Raw genomic sequence first — 15,607 nt, 5'->3', positions numbered from 1 at the left:
GGGGGATTGGCGTTGGTGATCTCTGACGGATCTTAGATTTCGCCTAAGCCTAGTCTAAGAGTTAGATCTTTTTATTGGTAATGAACTAACTGACTGAGATCTCGTTTTATTTGTCGACTTGATAACGCTTTTCATCTGCTTGTTTGAAGCCATACGAATTGAATAACGCGTATAACACGCAATCATTTGCGTTCGTGTGACGTAAAAACAGTGAGTAAAGTAGTTCGCTTTTCTGCGTATAATCGCCATAATGTCAGCTCAGTTTTCGCCTTGGAGAAGGTCGTTTATGCATATTCATATCTTGGGAATTTGTGGCACATTTATGGGAGGTGCGGCAATTTTAGCTCGTCAATTAGGTCATAAAGTGACGGGCAGTGACGCCAACGTTTATCCACCAATGAGCACATTGTTGGAGTCTCAAGGTATTGAAATCATTGAAGGCTTTGACCCTTCTCAGCTTAACCCAGCACCTGATCTGGTTGTGATCGGAAATGCGATGAGTCGAGGCAACCCATGTGTCGAGCACGTACTCAACAGTAACCTGAGATACACCTCAGGCCCACAGTGGCTGCAGGAGTTTCTTCTCCATGACCGCTGGGTGCTGGCTGTCTCAGGAACCCATGGTAAAACCACTACTTCCAGCATGCTGGCGTGGATTTTGGAAGACTGTGGCTACCAACCTGGCTTCCTTGTTGGTGGGGTGCTGGGCAACTTTGGGGTTTCAGCGCGTTTGGGCGAAAGTATGTTTTTTGTCGTTGAAGCTGATGAATACGACAGTGCTTTTTTCGATAAGCGTTCTAAGTTCGTGCATTACCATCCTCGCACGTTAGTTATGAACAATTTGGAGTTTGATCATGCGGATATCTTCGATGATCTGGAAGCGATCAAGCGCCAATTCCATCACTTAGTCAGAACCGTGCCGGGTAATGGTAGAATCCTTGCTCCGCAAGGCGATTCAGCAATTGCCGATGTATTACAGCGTGGTTGCTGGAGCGAAACGGAGTTCAGCGGCGAACAAGGTGACTGGCGAGCGGAGAAACAAGTCGCCGATGGTTCAATATTCACAGTTTTCTTCCAAGGGGAAGCCGTTGGGACTGTGAAGTGGGATCTGGTGGGCGATCATAACGTCGATAACGCCTTGATGGCCATCGCAGCGGCTCGTCACGTGGGTGTTACTCCGGATTTAGCCTGTCAGTCGCTGGCGAAATTCATCAATACCAAACGTCGACTTGAGCTAAAAGGTGAAGTGAATCAGATTACGGTTTACGATGACTTCGCTCATCACCCTACGGCGATTGAACTTACTGTGGGTGGATTGCGTAATAAGGTTGGCAAACAACGTATCTTAGCTGTACTTGAACCTCGTAGTGCGACGATGAAACGTGGCGTGCACAAAGAAACATTGGCGGCGTCCCTTGCTCAGGCCGACGTCGTCTTCCTTTATCAACCAGATAATATCGAATGGTCTGTCGAGGACATTGCCCAGCAATGTCAGCAGTCGGCTTATGCGTCAGACAGTGTTGATGCGTTAGTCCAGATGGTGACAGAACAGGCTCAACCGGGCGATCAAATTCTGGTGATGAGCAATGGTGGGTTTGAAGGCATCCACGACAAGCTGCTGGCTAAACTCGCCGAATCGATTAATGTAGTAGTATGAACAATGAGAAAAACAAAGCAATTACACTCGCTTTTACGGGGGCTTCTGGCGCACCGTACGGGCTTAGATTGCTTGAGTGTCTGCTAGCCGCCGGCTATCAGGTACATTTGCTGATATCGTCAGCAGCTCGAGTTGTGTTAGCAACTGAGCATGATATGAAATTGCCGGCGAACCCAGAGTCTGCTCAAAAAACGTTGGTCGCCCACTTAAACTGTGATGCCGAAAAGCTGATAGTCTACGGTAAAGACGACTGGTTCTCTCCTGTGGCTTCTGGGTCTGCGGCGCCAAAACAGATGGTTGTGTGTCCTTGCTCTGCAGGCAGTGTCGCTGCCATCGCACATGGTATGTCCGACAATCTCATCGAGCGCGCGGCTGATGTGGTGATGAAAGAGCGCGGGCAGTTGTTGCTGGTTGTGCGTGAAACACCATTCTCTACGTTGCATCTAGAGAATATGCATAAGTTGTCGCAGATGGGCGTCACCATTATGCCTGCGGCACCGGGCTTCTATCATCAGCCTAAGTCTATTGACGATCTGGTCGACTTTATGGTGGCGAGAATTCTCGATCATCTTGATGTTGAACAGGGGCTTGTCCCACGTTGGGGATATGACCAGCGTGCTTAATTCTGGCTAATTGATAACATTACGATTACAATTCAGCCGACACTCATCGGGGAGCTATTCATCGCACAGATGAAGCTGAGATTGGGCAAAGCCCAGGACCCGTGTACCTGAACCAGATAATGCTGGCGTAGGAATTGAGTCTGAACATTTGCCCTGCCAATGTTTCCTCAAGCCTGTGCCGCTCAACCAAGGAGAGAGCGAGCAGTGAAAACCACTTTAAGCACCATCGCCGTTGCCACACTGACATCTTTTTCTGCATTGGCAGCAGATAACACCCTTACCGTTTATACCTACGATTCTTTTGCTGCGGACTGGGGCCCGGGCCCGAAAGTGGAAAAAGCGTTTGAAGCACAATGTGGCTGTGATGTGAACTTTGTCGCTCTTGATGATGGCGTTTCTATTCTTAACCGCCTGCGCCTCGAAGGGGACAACAGCAAAGCTGATATTGTGTTAGGTTTGGACAATAACCTGATGGCAGAAGCGCAGAAAACTGGCCTATTAGCCGAGCACAAGGTTGATACCAAATCGGTCAATCTGCCTAACGGTTGGGAAGACAGTACTTTTGTGCCGTATGACTTCGGTTACTTTGCGTTTGTCTACAACAAAGAAAAGCTCACCAATCCACCAAAGAGCCTTAAAGAGCTGGTGGAATCTCGCGATGATCTGAAAGTGATTTATCAGGATCCCCGTACGTCAACGCCGGGCCAAGGCCTGATGCTGTGGATGAAATCTGTCTATGGCGATGACGTTACCCCGGCATGGCAACAACTGGCTAAGAAAACCGTCACTGTGACCAAAGGTTGGTCTGAGGCTTACTCTATGTTCCTTGAAGGTGAGTCAGACATGGTGTTGTCTTACACGACTTCACCGGCTTATCACCTGATCGCGGAAAGCGACAGCAAATACGCTGCCGCTGATTTTACAGAAGGCCATTACACTCAAGTTGAGGTTGCGGCTAAAGTAAAAGCATCGAAAAATGAAAAGTTAGCCGATGAATTTATGACGTTTATCCTTAGCGACGACTTCCAGTCTTTGATGCCAACAGGTAACTGGATGTACCCAGTAACTGAAGTCGCACTGCCTGAAGGCTTTGAGACACTGACGGTACCTGAAAAAGCCTTGAGCTTTAGCGCAGCAGAAGTGGCGCAAAACCGAAAATCCTGGATACGTGAGTGGCAAAGCGCCTTAACCTTCTAAGGAGACGCTTTGCGTAGTATTCCAAAATTGGGACTCTGGGTCGCGATTGCTATCGCGGCCTTTGTTGTTTCTGCTCTCGGTGCTTTATTAGTTGCCGCCCCATCTCTGAATATCGCTCAGGTTTGGTCAGACCCTTATTATCGGCATGTCACCAAGTTCAGCTTTTACCAGTCGTTCCTGTCGACTCTGCTCAGTGTTGGCTTAGCCATCCCAGTCGCGCACGCACTATCTCGGCGTACCTTTCCTGGTAAATCTTTGCTGCTTAAGCTGTTTGCTACCACATTAGTACTGCCTGTGCTGGTTGGGGTGTTTGGCTTACTGGCGATTTATGGCAATAGCGGTCTGATATCGTCAGCTTTTGTATGGTTTGATTCTAAACTGCCATTTTCGATTTACGGTCTGAACGGTATTTTACTTGCGCATGTGTTTTTTAACCTGCCTTATGCGACGCGCTTGCTATTGCAATCATTGGAGTCTATTCCGGCTGAACAGCATAAACTGTGTGCTCATCTAGGTATGGACCATTGGCATAAATTTAAGTGGGTCGAATGGCCTCGCTTGCGTCAGCAGTTGCCGCACGTGTGTGGCTTGGTGTTTATGCTGTGTTTTACTAGTTTCGCGACGGTAATGGCGCTCGGTGGTGGGCCGAAATCGACCACGATAGAACTGGCGATTTATCAAGCGATCAAATTCGATTTTGACTTGCAGGCAGGGGCATTACTGGCGATATGGCAGATGCTACTGTGTGGCATTATGGCGTTGGCAGTGCAGCGTTTGACCAAGCCTGTGGCGGTGAGTTCTGGTACACAAGGTCACAACCTTTATATGGCAAAGGATTCGATCTGGTCACGTATCTGGGATTGGAGTTGGATTGGCCTGAGTATACTATTAGTGCTGCCACCTTTACTGATGGTGGTGCTCAGTGGCATCAACTCAGAAGCCCTATCAGTGTTTACGGATCAACGATTTTGGCTGGCGTTATGGTCGTCACTTAAAGTGGCAACATTGGCGAGCGGTATCGCGCTTTCGGCAGGGATTGCAATATTGCTGACCAGCCGTCGATTGCGTTTGAATGCAAAAAACCGTCATGCGGATCAGATTGAGTTACTGGGAACGATCATTCTTGTCACGCCCGGTTTGGTGATATCTACTGGGTTATTCTTGCTACTGCGGTCTTTTACAGATGTGTTTAGTCTGGCGTTTTTTATTGTGGTCGCGGTGAATGCTTTGATGGGCTTGCCTTACGTGATCAAAACCTTGTCACAGCCGATGCTGCATATCGAGCAGCAATACCAATACGTATGCGCAAGTCTAGGTATGAAAGGCTGGCAGCGCTTTCGCGTTGTTGAGTGGCGAGCACTGAAAAAGCCAATGGCTCATGCTTTCGCGATCAGCTTTATGTTTGCGGTGGGAGATTTAAGTGCGATTGCCCTGTTTGGTAGCCAGGAGTTCCGCACGCTGCCGTTGTATCTTTTCCAATTGCTGGGCAGTTATCAGATGGATGCAGCAGCTGTAGTGTCAGTTACTCTGTTACTGCTCAGTGTTGGCTGTTTTGCACTGATTGAAACCCTGTTTAAGGCAAACTCTAAGGTGACTTATGCTGACCCTCAATGATGTTCGTTACTATTACCATCAGGATCTATTCCATTTTGATTTACATATTGAGCAGGGAAGTCTGGTCGCATTGATGGGGCCGAGTGGGGCGGGTAAATCAACGTTACTGGCCTTGGTCGCGGGCTTTATCGAACCTGAAAGTGGTAGCATCAAAGCTGGTGAATTAGAGATTGTGGGCAAAGAGCCTCACCAACGTCCTTTTGCGATGCTATTTCAGGAGCATAACCTGTTTGCCCACCTCTCAGTACGAGAAAACATAGGATTGGGCCTGCACCCTGGGTTGAATCTCAACTCTGAGCAAGCCAGTCAGGTGGAACACGCAGCGATGCAGGTCGGTATTGCGGACTATTTGGATCGTTTACCTGAGCAATTGTCGGGCGGACAGCGTCAGCGTGTCGCATTGGCTCGTTGCTTTGTTCAGCCTCATCCAATCTGGTTGCTTGATGAACCTTTCTCTGCGCTTGATCCGGTGTTGCGTGAAGAGATGCTCGGACTGGTCAAGCAGTTAGCCGCAGAGCGCAATATTACCGTGGTGATGGTGACTCATCATATCAGTGACGCTAAAGCTATAGCTTCGCATTTTGCCTTTGTTGACCAAGGAAAGGTGGCGGTTGCTGATACAATTGAACATTTAACCCAGCAACATAGCCACGTTGCGCTCAGCGGGTTTGTTAAAGCGGGTGAATAGCTACTCCTAAGGGCAAAAAAATGGGCTGATGCGTTTGCATCAGCCCATTTTTATCTAAAGCAGCTTGCTTAAATCTCTTCGTCGTTGAGCTCTTTGAGCACTTGGAAGATTTCACGGAACGCTTTAGCTGGTTTACCCGCTTTTTTCTCTTTTGCCGCCTGACGTGCCAATTGGCGTAAACGCTGGCGATCCGCTTGTGGATATAGCTCCATTACATCAGCAATGGCATCATCGCCTTCTTCAACGACACGATCGCGTAACTGTTCCAGCTTGTGCAGTGCAGCAGTCGCTTGAGAGTGCTTGTTACGTACTTTGTCTAGTGCCGCCTGAAGTGGTTCAGGATCTTCGAAACGCATCAGCTTACCAATGTATTGTAACTGGCGACGACGAGCTTCATTTTTAAAGCGTTGTGCGTCTTTAATTGCTTCTGCAAGGTCTTCACTTAACGGGAATTTTTCTAACACTGAAGGTTTAAGACTGGCGAGTTCTTCACCCAGTTTTTGTAACTCTTCCATGTCACGTTTCATTTCGGTTTTACTGACCCAAATGATTTCCTCTTCCTCTTCCCATGGCGCTTTTTGATTCTTACGGGCCATCTTTCTGCCTTAATTTGAACATCTATTTCTCTATTTTAACAAGAATCATGGGGAGAAAGCGAAATTCTTGTTATTCTAGGGACAACAGACCTTAAGCATGAAGAAGATATGGACGTAAGACAGCAAGTCGCTCAGCAGCGTGTTGAGCTTGAGGCCGCCGTTGCGAAAGCACTGGAAATGGCCGCGGAAAAATCCGATGGCGCTGAAGTCGCGATCACCAAAACCACTGGCCTGAGTGTGTCAACACGCATGTGCGAAGTGGAAAACGTTGAATTTAACAGCGATGGCGCTTTGGGGATTACTGTTTACCGTGGTCAGCGCAAAGGCAGTGCGTCTACCTCCGATCTCAGTGAAAAAGCCATTCAACAGACGGTGATGGCAGCGCTTGATATTGCCAATTACACTTCAGAAGATCCATGCGCTGGCCCAGCTCCTAAAGAGCTGATGGTAAAAGAAATTCCTGATCTTGACTTGTTTCACCCTGACACGCCAGACCCAGATCATGCTGCCGAGATTGCGATTGCTGCTGAGCAACAAGCGTTATCCTTCAGTGACAAAATCAAACAAAGCGATGGTGCGAGTTACGACAGCCACTATGGTTTGAAGGTCTATGGTAACAGCCACGGTTTGCTTGCTAGCTATGCCTCTAGCCGCCACAGTACCAGCTGTTGTGTGATTGGTCAGGGTGAAAGTGGCGTCATGGAGCGAGATTACAGTTATACAGTCGCACGCCATAAAGATGACCTTTGGACGCCTGAGTCAGTCGGCCTGAAAGCGGCAGAGAAAACCATCAGTCGCCTTGATGCGCAAAAGCTCAAGACAGGTAAGTACCCTGTGATGTTTGCAGCTGATGTGGCAACGGGTTTACTTGGACATCTAGTGATGGCAATCAGTGGCGGTAACCTGTATCGCAAGTCGTCATTCTTACTTGATCATTTAGGCCAACAGGTACTGCCAGACTGGTTTAATGTCTCTGAAAAACCTCATGTGCTACGCGGTTTAGCGTCGAGCCCATTTGATAGCGAAGGTGTTAGAACACAAGATCGTGAAATCATTACCGACGGTGTGCTCGCGACATACCTATTAACCAGCTATGCCGCGCGTAAAATGGACATGGCGCCAACTGGTCATGCTGGTGGTATTCATAACTGGTTTGTTCAGTCGACGGGGCAAGACTTTGAGCAGATGCTTAAAGAACTGGGAACGGGCTTCCTTGTCACCGAAGTGATGGGGCAGGGCGTTAATATCGTCACCGGTGATTACTCAAGAGGAGCGGCAGGCTTCTGGGTAGAGAATGGTCAAATCCAATATCCTGTTTCTGAAGTGACAATCGCCAGCAACCTGAGAGATATGTTTAATCAGATTGTCGCGGTTGGGAATGATGTTGAAACCCGATCACAAATCCAGACGGGTTCGATTCTGATTGAATCTATGAAAGTGGCGGGTGAGTAACACACTCGGTTTTACCACTGATACAAATTGAAAGGGTTGGCGTTTTAGAGCCAACCCTTTTTTGTTCTCTGTTCTATTATTACCTCTCAAACAATTCAGTGTGCAGCTTCTGAATCGCTAGCTTTGCGTCTGACTCATCAACTAAGAAACACAGGTTGTGAGGGCTTGCGCCGTAGCAGATCATTCTCAAGTTAAACTCTTCTAGTGTGCCAAATACTTGCTTTGCATAACCTTTGCTCTCACTCATATTGTTGCCGATCAGCGCGACCAGACACAGGTTATGTTCTACTTCCACTGTACATAGTTCTTCCAGTTCAAGACGTGCGGCTTCAGGTAACTGAGGTGCACCACCAGATGTGTCGGTTTGGTCAAGCGTTAGACTGACACTGATCTCTGACGTGGTGATCAAATCTACAGAGATCTTGTGCTTCGCCAGAATTTCAAACACCTTGGCCAGAAAGCCGTAAGCGTGGAACATCTGCGCGCTGCGCAACGTCACCATGGTCTGGTTACATCGTAAAGCCAGAGCACGAAAGAGAGGCGAGCTCTCGACTTGATGGCGAATCCAAGTTCCGCCTTTTTCAGGTTGTTTTGAGGAGCCGACAAACACAGGAATATCATGGCGAAGAGCAGGGATTAGCGTCGAAGGGTGAAGGATCTTGGCGCCAAAATTGGCCATTTCAGAGGCTTCACTGAAGCTGATCTCTGAGATGGGAGAGGCTTTTGGGGCAATACGTGGGTCAGTGGTATAAATGCCCGGTACATCGGTCCAAATCTCGAGTCCCTGAGCTTCAACCGCTTCTGCAATAAGTGCGGCACTGTAATCGCTGCCGCCTCGACCGAGTGTCGTGGTATTGCCATCTGCATCGGCACCGATAAAGCCTTGAGTTACCACAACCTGTTGTTGGCATAACGGGATAAGTGAAGCTTGCGCTTGTTGACGAATAGTGGTCAGTTCAGGTTCTGCTTTACCAAAATTATCATCTGTGCGTAGTACGTCACGAATATCAAAGCGTACCGCATTGATACCACGTTCCCTCATTAACTGGGCCAACAGATGTGTAGACATCAGTTCACCACAGGCGACAAGGTGATCGGTCAGTTTGGTACTTGACTGAATCGAGGCGGCTTCTGCCAAACTTGTGACGGTATCTAGAATGGAATAGACCTCGCTGGCCGCTTGAGTTGCATCTTCTAGTTGATTAAGTACCGCATCATGAATACTGGCGAGTTTGGTTAGAATCGCACTGCGCTCTGTGTGATCTTGAACTCCATTCGCGAGTTCGACTAATAAGTTTGTCACGCCTGAACAGGCACTACTGACGACCAACTTTGTGTTTGGGTTTTGCTCAATGATCGCAGCACAGCGACTCATGGCTTCAAAGTTAGCGACACTGGTTCCACCAAATTTAGCAACGTTAAAATTGCCCACGGCATTTCTCCCACAACTTCCTGAAAGTAAATAAGTAATCCTTGCTTGAAGAGAGAGTGAGCGTATAGAGAGGTTTTATTGTGTAAGGTTTACCTCAGAAGCTCTTCACCAGACTGAGCTGATGACAGTTGATGGGAGTCAACCCAAGTCAACCGACAGATCAAAACCACAACGTTGATCTACCTCGGCACTACTCCCCCTCAGTGATTTGTATCGGAGTTGTGGCTCCACAAAACACCTACCTGGGTAGTGCTCCTCTTCTGCAAAATGCATTCATATGGCGGCATAAAAATTCACCATACAGTCTGCATTGAACGTTTTTATGTGACCTTTGTCAACGGGAAAGTGTCACTTTAATCGGTTTACTAATTAACAAACTTGTGACAGTGGTTTGACCTGAGAACTTTCGGCCAATTGCTGCCTGTGTCGATTTGTTTTAATGTAAAGACAAATAAGTAGAAAGTAGACCCGTTTCAAGGAGCGAACAATGACGATTCAAAGCTTTATCCCCCCTCACCGTATTCTCATGGGCCCTGGTCCTTCGGATATTTCTCCTCAAGTTTTGCAGGCTTTGAGTCGCCCTACTGTAGGCCATCTTGATCCCTTGTTCATCAAAATGATGGATGAACTAAAACAGCTACTCAAATACGCTTTTCAAACCAAAAATGAATTCACTATTGCCGTTTCAGCGCCGGGCAGTGCAGGTATGGAAACCTGTTTTGTTAACCTGATTGAACCGGGTGAGAAGGTGATCGTCTGTCGCAATGGCGTGTTTGGCGAGCGCATGCGCGAAAATGTGGTTCGAGCGGGCGGTGTAGCGGTCGTTGTTGATGATGAATGGGGGACTCCTGTTTCGGTCGATAAAGTTGATCAAGCGCTGAAAGACCATCCTGATGCTAAAATCTTGTCATTCGTTCACGCAGAAACATCGACAGGCGCATGTAGTGATGCAGAAGCATTAGGTAAGCTTGCAAAAGCTCACGGTGTGCTAACGATTGTTGATGCAGTAACCTCTTTAGGTGGTGTACCGCTTAAAGTCGATGAATGGCAGCTGGATGCGGTGTATTCAGGCAGTCAGAAATGTTTATCTTGTGTTCCGGGTTTATCACCAGTGACGTTTTCACCTCTGGCCATTGAGAAGATTCAGGCTCGACAAACACCTGTTCAGAGCTGGTTTTTAGATCAAAGCCTAGTATTAGGCTATTGGAGCGGAGAAGGAAAACGTAGCTACCATCATACTGCGCCTGTAAACAGCCTTTATGCACTGCATGAGTCTCTATTAATCCTTAAAAATGAAGGGCTAGAGAATGCTTGGCAGCGTCATAGTGATATGCATGAAAAGCTGAAGTTGGGGCTCGAAAAGTTGGGTTTTGAATTTGTTGTTGCTGCAGAGTCACGTTTGCCTCAGCTTAATGCGGTCTACATTCCTCAAGGTGTTGATGACGCAGGGGTTCGTAACCATTTATTGGAAAACTACAATCTCGAAATTGGTGCAGGTTTGGGGGCGTTAGCGGGTAAGGCATGGCGTATCGGCATTATGGGTTATGGCGCTCGTGCAGAAAATGTTGCGCTTTGTTTGAGAGCACTAGAAGAGTCACTGAGGCAGTAACTTCCATAAAAAATGAGTTGAAAGGCGACGCATAAAGCGTCGCCTTTTTTACTTGGCTACTTTTTCATTATCTGCTTTTAGCGCATCGATATCTGGAGCTATGTATTGCACCTGTGAGAAATCTCGCTCAGGGAACAAGTATTGCGCTTCACTGCGAATTTGCTCGGCACGCTCACTATCTCCAAGGCCTTGGTAAGCCAGGATCAGGTTGTTGTAAAACGCGGGTCTTGGCTTCTCTTTAATAATTTTCAGTGACCAGTCAATGTATGGCTGGATGAATTTCGCCTCCTGACGATAAAGGCCAATATTGAGATAAGTGCTATAAATATCCCAGTCATACCTGTCTTTCCAAACTATTGGATTGCTGACTTGATTGAGTAAGTCAGGATTTTTAGGGTTCGATGTTTCAAACTGAGTGAGTACGTAGTTAGTGTGCAGCGCTGTCAGCATATAGAAACTGGTTATGATTGGCACGACTAAGCTCATCACTCGGAACAGTGTTTTAGTCACAATGCTGAATGACGCAAAACGATACGAGCGAGCGCGTTGATCAATCCAGAAAAGCAGAACCACAAAGGTTATCCAGTGAATCGCAGAGTGGTAGAACGGATATTCCAGCTGGCTATGAAGCACTATTGGCACAAATAAGGCAAACATCGCGAGGCGAGTGCCTTTTTTAGCATTGTAGATCCTTACTAAAACCATCACCGCAGCGAGCACTATAGCGACAACCGGAAGCAACCCTCCCTCTGCTCCCCAATAAAGCAACTCATTGTGAGGGTGATCCATCGAAGCAAGCCCCGGATGATAGTTGGGGTTCAACTGATGCTGACGGGCGGTATAGACAATGTATTCTGGTTCAAAGCGCCCGTAGCCGTATCCGGTAAAGGGTTTCTCAATCAACATGTCGAGTGTTTGAGGAAAGGTGTATTGTCTCGGACTCTCAAGGTTAGCCCGCTTGGCCGCTAGAGACTCTCCATCAGTTAGCAAGTTGATGCTGCTACCAATCGATAGGCCTAGCAAAATGGCTGTTAACCAGCCCCAAAAACGTTTTTTAGTTGCAAAGCGATACAGATACGACAGCAGCAATACAACGGCGAGAAATGCACCGAGCCAGCCCGTTCGAGAAGCGATGATGATCAAGAGAGGGACGGTGACTACCGGCATCAGATAAAGCAACGAAACTTCGCTGAGGTGGCGGTTGTACTTCTTTGGGTGGCGAGTGAGTAGATAGCCTGACAGAGCCAATCCTGTGGCGAGAAAGCTGGCCATGACATTTGGCTGCTGAAAAATACCGTAAGGGCGATTCTGTACTGTATCGTAGCCAAATAAGTTGTCAGGTTGTAGGACTAGATATTGAAACCAGCCAAACAGTGCCTGCATAAAAGCCGCGATGGTGATAAACCACAATAAACGCTGTTTCTGCTTATTGCTGAAGCGAAATTGTTGAAGAACAAAAAACAGCCCGTATCCGGCCCACAACCCGAGTAGCTTACCTTGGGATAGAGAAAAGTCTGAGTGAGGGAAAAATACCGGTATTGTGAGCAATACACAGCAAAGAAACAGCCCAATTGTCAGTTTGTTGTATCTGACCACACCTTGGGTACCGACCTGATACAATCCTATCGCCAAAGAGAAACTGACTGCTAGCCAAGTCGTCGTATTAAAAGAGAGCGCGAGCCCGGCACCACCCGGATTAGGCGTAAAAATGTGCATTGCGAGCAAAAATACGACTGCTAGAGAAACAAGAAACGGTTTAATGAGCGGTAGTTTAGGTGCTTGTGGCTCTAGACTTGTCCCTGCCAAATGGATGGTTGCCATTGATTATTGCGTCCTTCAAAAGAAAACAGACCATATTATGGTCTGCTTAATTTACTACTTTTCTTTATTTTAACATAGACTTGAGGAATCGCGCGGTGTGTGAACCTTTTACCTTAGCCACTTCTTCCGGTGTTCCTTCAGCAATAATTTCACCGCCACCTTGGCCACCTTCAGGGCCTAAATCGACAATCCAGTCTGAGGTTTTAATCACATCAAGGTTATGTTCGATGACCACCACTGTATTACCGTGATCACGTAGTCGATGCAGTACAGTGAGTAACTGCTGAATATCATGGAAGTGTAGGCCTGTGGTTGGCTCATCTAAAATATAAAGCGTTTTACCAGTATCACGCTTGGATAGTTCTCGGGCAAGTTTGACACGTTGCGCTTCACCACCGGATAAGGTGGTCGCCGCTTGACCAAGACGAATATAAGAAAGCCCGACGTCCATAAGTGTTTGCAGCTTACGGGCTATGACTGGCACAGGGTCGAAGAACTCACGTGCATCTTCAACCGTCATTCCAAGCACTTCATCAATGGTCTTGCCTTTGTAGTGAACTTCGAGTGTTTCACGGTTGTAGCGTTTGCCTTTACACACATCACATGGGACGTAGACATCCGGCAGGAAGTGCATTTCCACTTTAATAACCCCATCACCCTGACAGGCTTCACAGCGGCCACCACGTACGTTGAAACTGAAGCGGCCGGGTTTATAGCCTCGAGAGCGGGCTTCTTGTGTTCCAGCAAACAGCTCTCGAATTGGTGTAAAGATACCAGTGTAAGTCGCTGGGTTAGACCGTGGTGTACGCCCAATTGGGCTCTGGTCAATATCGATGACTTTATCAAAGTGTTCCAACCCTTTAATTTTCTGGTAAGGAGATGGAGTCGCTGTCGTCGCACCGTTTAGCTGAGTGTGTGCAATCTTGAAAAAAGTATCATTGATCAGAGTGGATTTACCTGAGCCTGAAACCCCTGTCACACAGGTGAACAAACCGACAGGTATAGTTAAGCTGACATCTTTAAGGTTGTTGCCAGTTGCCCCAATCAGCTGTACCACTTTTTTCTTGTCGATAGGTGTGCGTTTCTCAGGTATCGCAATTTGTTTAACGCCACTGAGGTACTGGCCTGTTAGGGATTCAGGGGTAGCGACAATGTCTTCCATTGTTCCTTCTGCGACCACACTTCCGCCGTGAACACCAGCTCCCGGACCAATATCGATCACATGATCGGCGATGCGAATCGCATCTTCGTCATGTTCAACGACCAAAACAGTATTGCCCAAGTCACGCAGGTGAGTCAGTGTTTTTAGCAGCCTCTCGTTGTCTCGCTGGTGAAGTCCGATAGATGGCTCATCGAGTACGTACATTACACCGACAAGACCTGCGCCAATCTGGCTTGCCAGTCGAATACGTTGCGCTTCACCACCAGATAGCGTTTCAGCGCTACGGGAAAGGTTGAGGTAATTGAGACCGACGTTGACTAAGAACTGGAGACGATCGTTGATTTCTTTCATTACCTTTTCAGCGATTTGCGCTCTCTGGCCTTCTAGCTCCAATGACGCAAAGAAACTCAACGCATCTGCGATACTGAGCTCAACAATTTCAGGTAAGGTTGTGTCGCCTATGAATACATTACGAGCTTCTAAACGTAAGCGACTGCCTTCGCAGCTAGAGCAAGTTCGAGTTGAAATGTACTTAGCTAGGTCTTCACGTACAGCATTAGATTCGGTATCACGATAGCGTCGCTCAAGGGTGTTGAGTATGCCTTCAAATGGATGACGTTTGACGCGGATATCGCCGCGATCGTTGATGTACTTAAATTCGATCTCTGTGCGTCCGGAGCCTGTGAGTACCACATCTCGCATTTTCTTCGATAAGGACTTAAAAGGCGCTTTTAGATCAAAGTCATAGTGTTCTGCCAAAGATGACAGCATTTGGAAGTAATAGTAGTTTTTCTGATCCCAACCTCGGATCGCACCTTCGGCGAGACTTAAAGAGTCATCGAGAATGACTCTGTCGGGATCAAAATATTGCTGGACGCCAAGGCCGTCACAGGTGTGGCAGGCGCCTGCTGGATTATTGAAGGAAAAGAGTCGAGGCTCTAGCTCTTGCATGCTGTAACCACAATGTGGACAGGCAAAGTTAGCGGAGAAGACGACTTCTGAGCCATCTCCATCCATCGGAGCCACGACCGCGATGCCACCGGACAATTCGAGAGTCGTCTCAAAGGATTCCGCCAGCCTCTGTTGTAAATCATCGCGCACCTTAAAGCGATCGACTACGACTTCAATGGTGTGTTTTTTATGCAATTCTAAGGTTGGTGGATCGGATAGATCGCAAGTTTCACCATCGATACGAGCGCGAATAAAGCCTTGTGCAGCAAGGTTCTCCAATGTTTTAACGTGCTCGCCTTTACGCTCTTTAACAATTGGCGCAAGGAGAATCATTTTGGATCCTTCCGGAAGCTCCAAAACTTTGTCGACCATTTGTGAGATGGTTTGAGCTGTCAATGGCACATGATGTTCAGGACAACGAGGCTCGCCAACACGTGCGTACAATAGACGTAGGTAGTCATACACTTCAGTAATGGTACCAACGGTTGAGCGAGGGTTGTGCGACGTTGATTTTTGTTCAATGGAAATGGCTGGTGATAAGCCCTCAATATGATCGACATCGGGCTTTTCCATCAAAGACAAAAACTGGCGAGCGTAGGCCGATAAGGATTCAACATAGCGACGTTGACCTTCCGCATACAGGGTGTCGAAGGCAAGTGATGATTTACCTGAACCTGATAAACCTGTAATCACGATGAGTTTATCTCGTGGAATGGTTAGGTTCACATTTTTTAAGTTATGGGTGCGTGCGCCGCGAACTTCGATCTGATCCATTGCTCTCGCTCAATGTAAAAACAAGTGGGCT

11 protein-coding genes and 2 riboswitches are annotated in these 15,607 nt (G+C 47.6%); of the genes, 7 read left to right on the top strand and 4 right to left on the bottom strand.

What is annotated here, in order from left to right; all coding sequences use genetic code 11:
- Window positions 1-286: 286 nt before the first annotated feature.
- The 5 genes from mpl to thiQ all read left to right on the top strand — a co-directional run bounded on the left by mpl (window position 287) and on the right by thiQ (window position 5,779).
- Window positions 287-1,657, top strand: a complete 1,371-nt coding sequence (gene mpl, locus VIC_RS05335) for a UDP-N-acetylmuramate:L-alanyl-gamma-D-glutamyl-meso-diaminopimelate ligase (RefSeq protein WP_006958316.1) — start codon at window positions 287-289, stop codon at window positions 1,655-1,657.
- Window positions 1,654-2,280 (top strand): flavin prenyltransferase UbiX, encoded by a 627-nt coding sequence (locus tag VIC_RS05330; protein WP_006958315.1) that lies wholly within the window; start codon window positions 1,654-1,656, stop codon window positions 2,278-2,280. The genes mpl and VIC_RS05330 overlap by 4 nt, the downstream gene beginning before the upstream one ends.
- A gap of 37 nt (window positions 2,281-2,317) precedes the next feature.
- Window positions 2,318-2,431, top strand: a riboswitch (TPP riboswitch).
- Window positions 2,432-2,484: 53 nt separating this feature from the next.
- Complete coding sequence (gene thiB / locus VIC_RS05325) at window positions 2,485-3,477, top strand: thiamine ABC transporter substrate binding subunit (protein ID WP_006958314.1); 993 nt, start codon at window positions 2,485-2,487, stop codon at window positions 3,475-3,477.
- Window positions 3,478-3,486: 9 nt separating this feature from the next.
- Window positions 3,487-5,091: a thiamine/thiamine pyrophosphate ABC transporter permease ThiP gene (gene thiP, locus VIC_RS05320; RefSeq protein WP_006958313.1), complete on the top strand. Its 1,605-nt coding sequence runs from the start codon at window positions 3,487-3,489 to the stop codon at window positions 5,089-5,091.
- Window positions 5,075-5,779 carry a thiamine ABC transporter ATP-binding protein gene (gene thiQ / locus VIC_RS05315; protein ID WP_006958312.1) on the top strand — a complete coding sequence of 235 codons (705 nt, stop codon included), beginning with the start codon at window positions 5,075-5,077 and terminating at the stop codon, window positions 5,777-5,779. The genes thiP and thiQ overlap by 17 nt, the downstream gene beginning before the upstream one ends.
- Window positions 5,780-5,847: 68 nt before the next feature.
- On the opposite strand, the gene yjgA is transcribed toward thiQ, so the two are convergent.
- Window positions 5,848-6,375, bottom strand: coding sequence for a ribosome biogenesis factor YjgA (gene yjgA, locus VIC_RS05310; RefSeq protein ID WP_006958311.1), 528 nt, complete (start codon window positions 6,373-6,375; stop codon window positions 5,848-5,850).
- A gap of 108 nt (window positions 6,376-6,483) precedes the next feature.
- Between yjgA and pmbA the strand changes: the two genes are divergently transcribed.
- On the top strand, window positions 6,484-7,827 hold the full coding sequence (gene pmbA / locus VIC_RS05305) for a metalloprotease PmbA (protein ID WP_006958310.1): 1,344 nt from the start codon (window positions 6,484-6,486) through the stop codon (window positions 7,825-7,827).
- Between the two features lie 79 nt (window positions 7,828-7,906).
- On the opposite strand, the gene lysC is transcribed toward pmbA, so the two are convergent.
- A complete protein-coding gene (lysC, locus tag VIC_RS05300; protein ID WP_006958308.1) occupies window positions 7,907-9,259 on the bottom strand; it encodes a lysine-sensitive aspartokinase 3 in 1,353 nt (450 codons plus the stop codon).
- 90 nt (window positions 9,260-9,349) lie between these two features.
- Window positions 9,350-9,527: riboswitch (Lysine riboswitch) on the bottom strand.
- A 219-nt stretch (window positions 9,528-9,746) separates the two neighbouring features.
- Here lysC and VIC_RS05295 point away from each other — a divergent pair.
- Window positions 9,747-10,868 (top strand): pyridoxal-phosphate-dependent aminotransferase family protein, encoded by a 1,122-nt coding sequence (locus tag VIC_RS05295; RefSeq protein ID WP_006958306.1) that lies wholly within the window; start codon window positions 9,747-9,749, stop codon window positions 10,866-10,868.
- A 48-nt stretch (window positions 10,869-10,916) separates the two neighbouring features.
- On the opposite strand, the gene VIC_RS05290 is transcribed toward VIC_RS05295, so the two are convergent.
- Window positions 10,917-12,689, bottom strand: coding sequence for a PglL family O-oligosaccharyltransferase (locus VIC_RS05290; RefSeq protein ID WP_006958304.1), 1,773 nt, complete (start codon window positions 12,687-12,689; stop codon window positions 10,917-10,919).
- 64 nt (window positions 12,690-12,753) lie between these two features.
- A complete protein-coding gene (gene uvrA, locus VIC_RS05285; RefSeq protein ID WP_006958302.1) occupies window positions 12,754-15,576 on the bottom strand; it encodes an excinuclease ABC subunit UvrA in 2,823 nt (940 codons plus the stop codon).
- Window positions 15,577-15,607 lie beyond the last annotated feature (31 nt).

The sequence above is a fragment of the Vibrio coralliilyticus ATCC BAA-450 genome, from assembly GCF_000176135.1.
In the GTDB taxonomy this organism is placed as follows: Bacteria; Pseudomonadota; Gammaproteobacteria; order Enterobacterales; family Vibrionaceae; genus Vibrio; species Vibrio coralliilyticus.
This window is presented reverse-complemented; position numbering and strand designations above follow the sequence as displayed.

What these genes read in the sequence shown, in the direction of transcription:
- mpl (WP_006958316.1), top strand. Translation starts at nt 287, where the DNA reads ATGCATATTCATATCTTGGGAATTTGTGGCACATTTATGGGAGGTGCG.
- VIC_RS05330 (WP_006958315.1), top strand. Translation starts at nt 1,654, where the DNA reads ATGAACAATGAGAAAAACAAAGCAATTACACTCGCTTTTACGGGGGCT.
- thiQ (WP_006958312.1), top strand. Translation starts at nt 5,075, where the DNA reads ATGCTGACCCTCAATGATGTTCGTTACTATTACCATCAGGATCTATTC.
- yjgA (WP_006958311.1), bottom strand. Translation starts at nt 6,375, where the DNA reads ATGGCCCGTAAGAATCAAAAAGCGCCATGGGAAGAGGAAGAGGAAATC.
- pmbA (WP_006958310.1), top strand. Translation starts at nt 6,484, where the DNA reads ATGGACGTAAGACAGCAAGTCGCTCAGCAGCGTGTTGAGCTTGAGGCC.
- VIC_RS05295 (WP_006958306.1), top strand. Translation starts at nt 9,747, where the DNA reads ATGACGATTCAAAGCTTTATCCCCCCTCACCGTATTCTCATGGGCCCT.
- VIC_RS05290 (WP_006958304.1), bottom strand. Translation starts at nt 12,689, where the DNA reads ATGGCAACCATCCATTTGGCAGGGACAAGTCTAGAGCCACAAGCACCT.
- uvrA (WP_006958302.1), bottom strand. Translation starts at nt 15,576, where the DNA reads ATGGATCAGATCGAAGTTCGCGGCGCACGCACCCATAACTTAAAAAAT.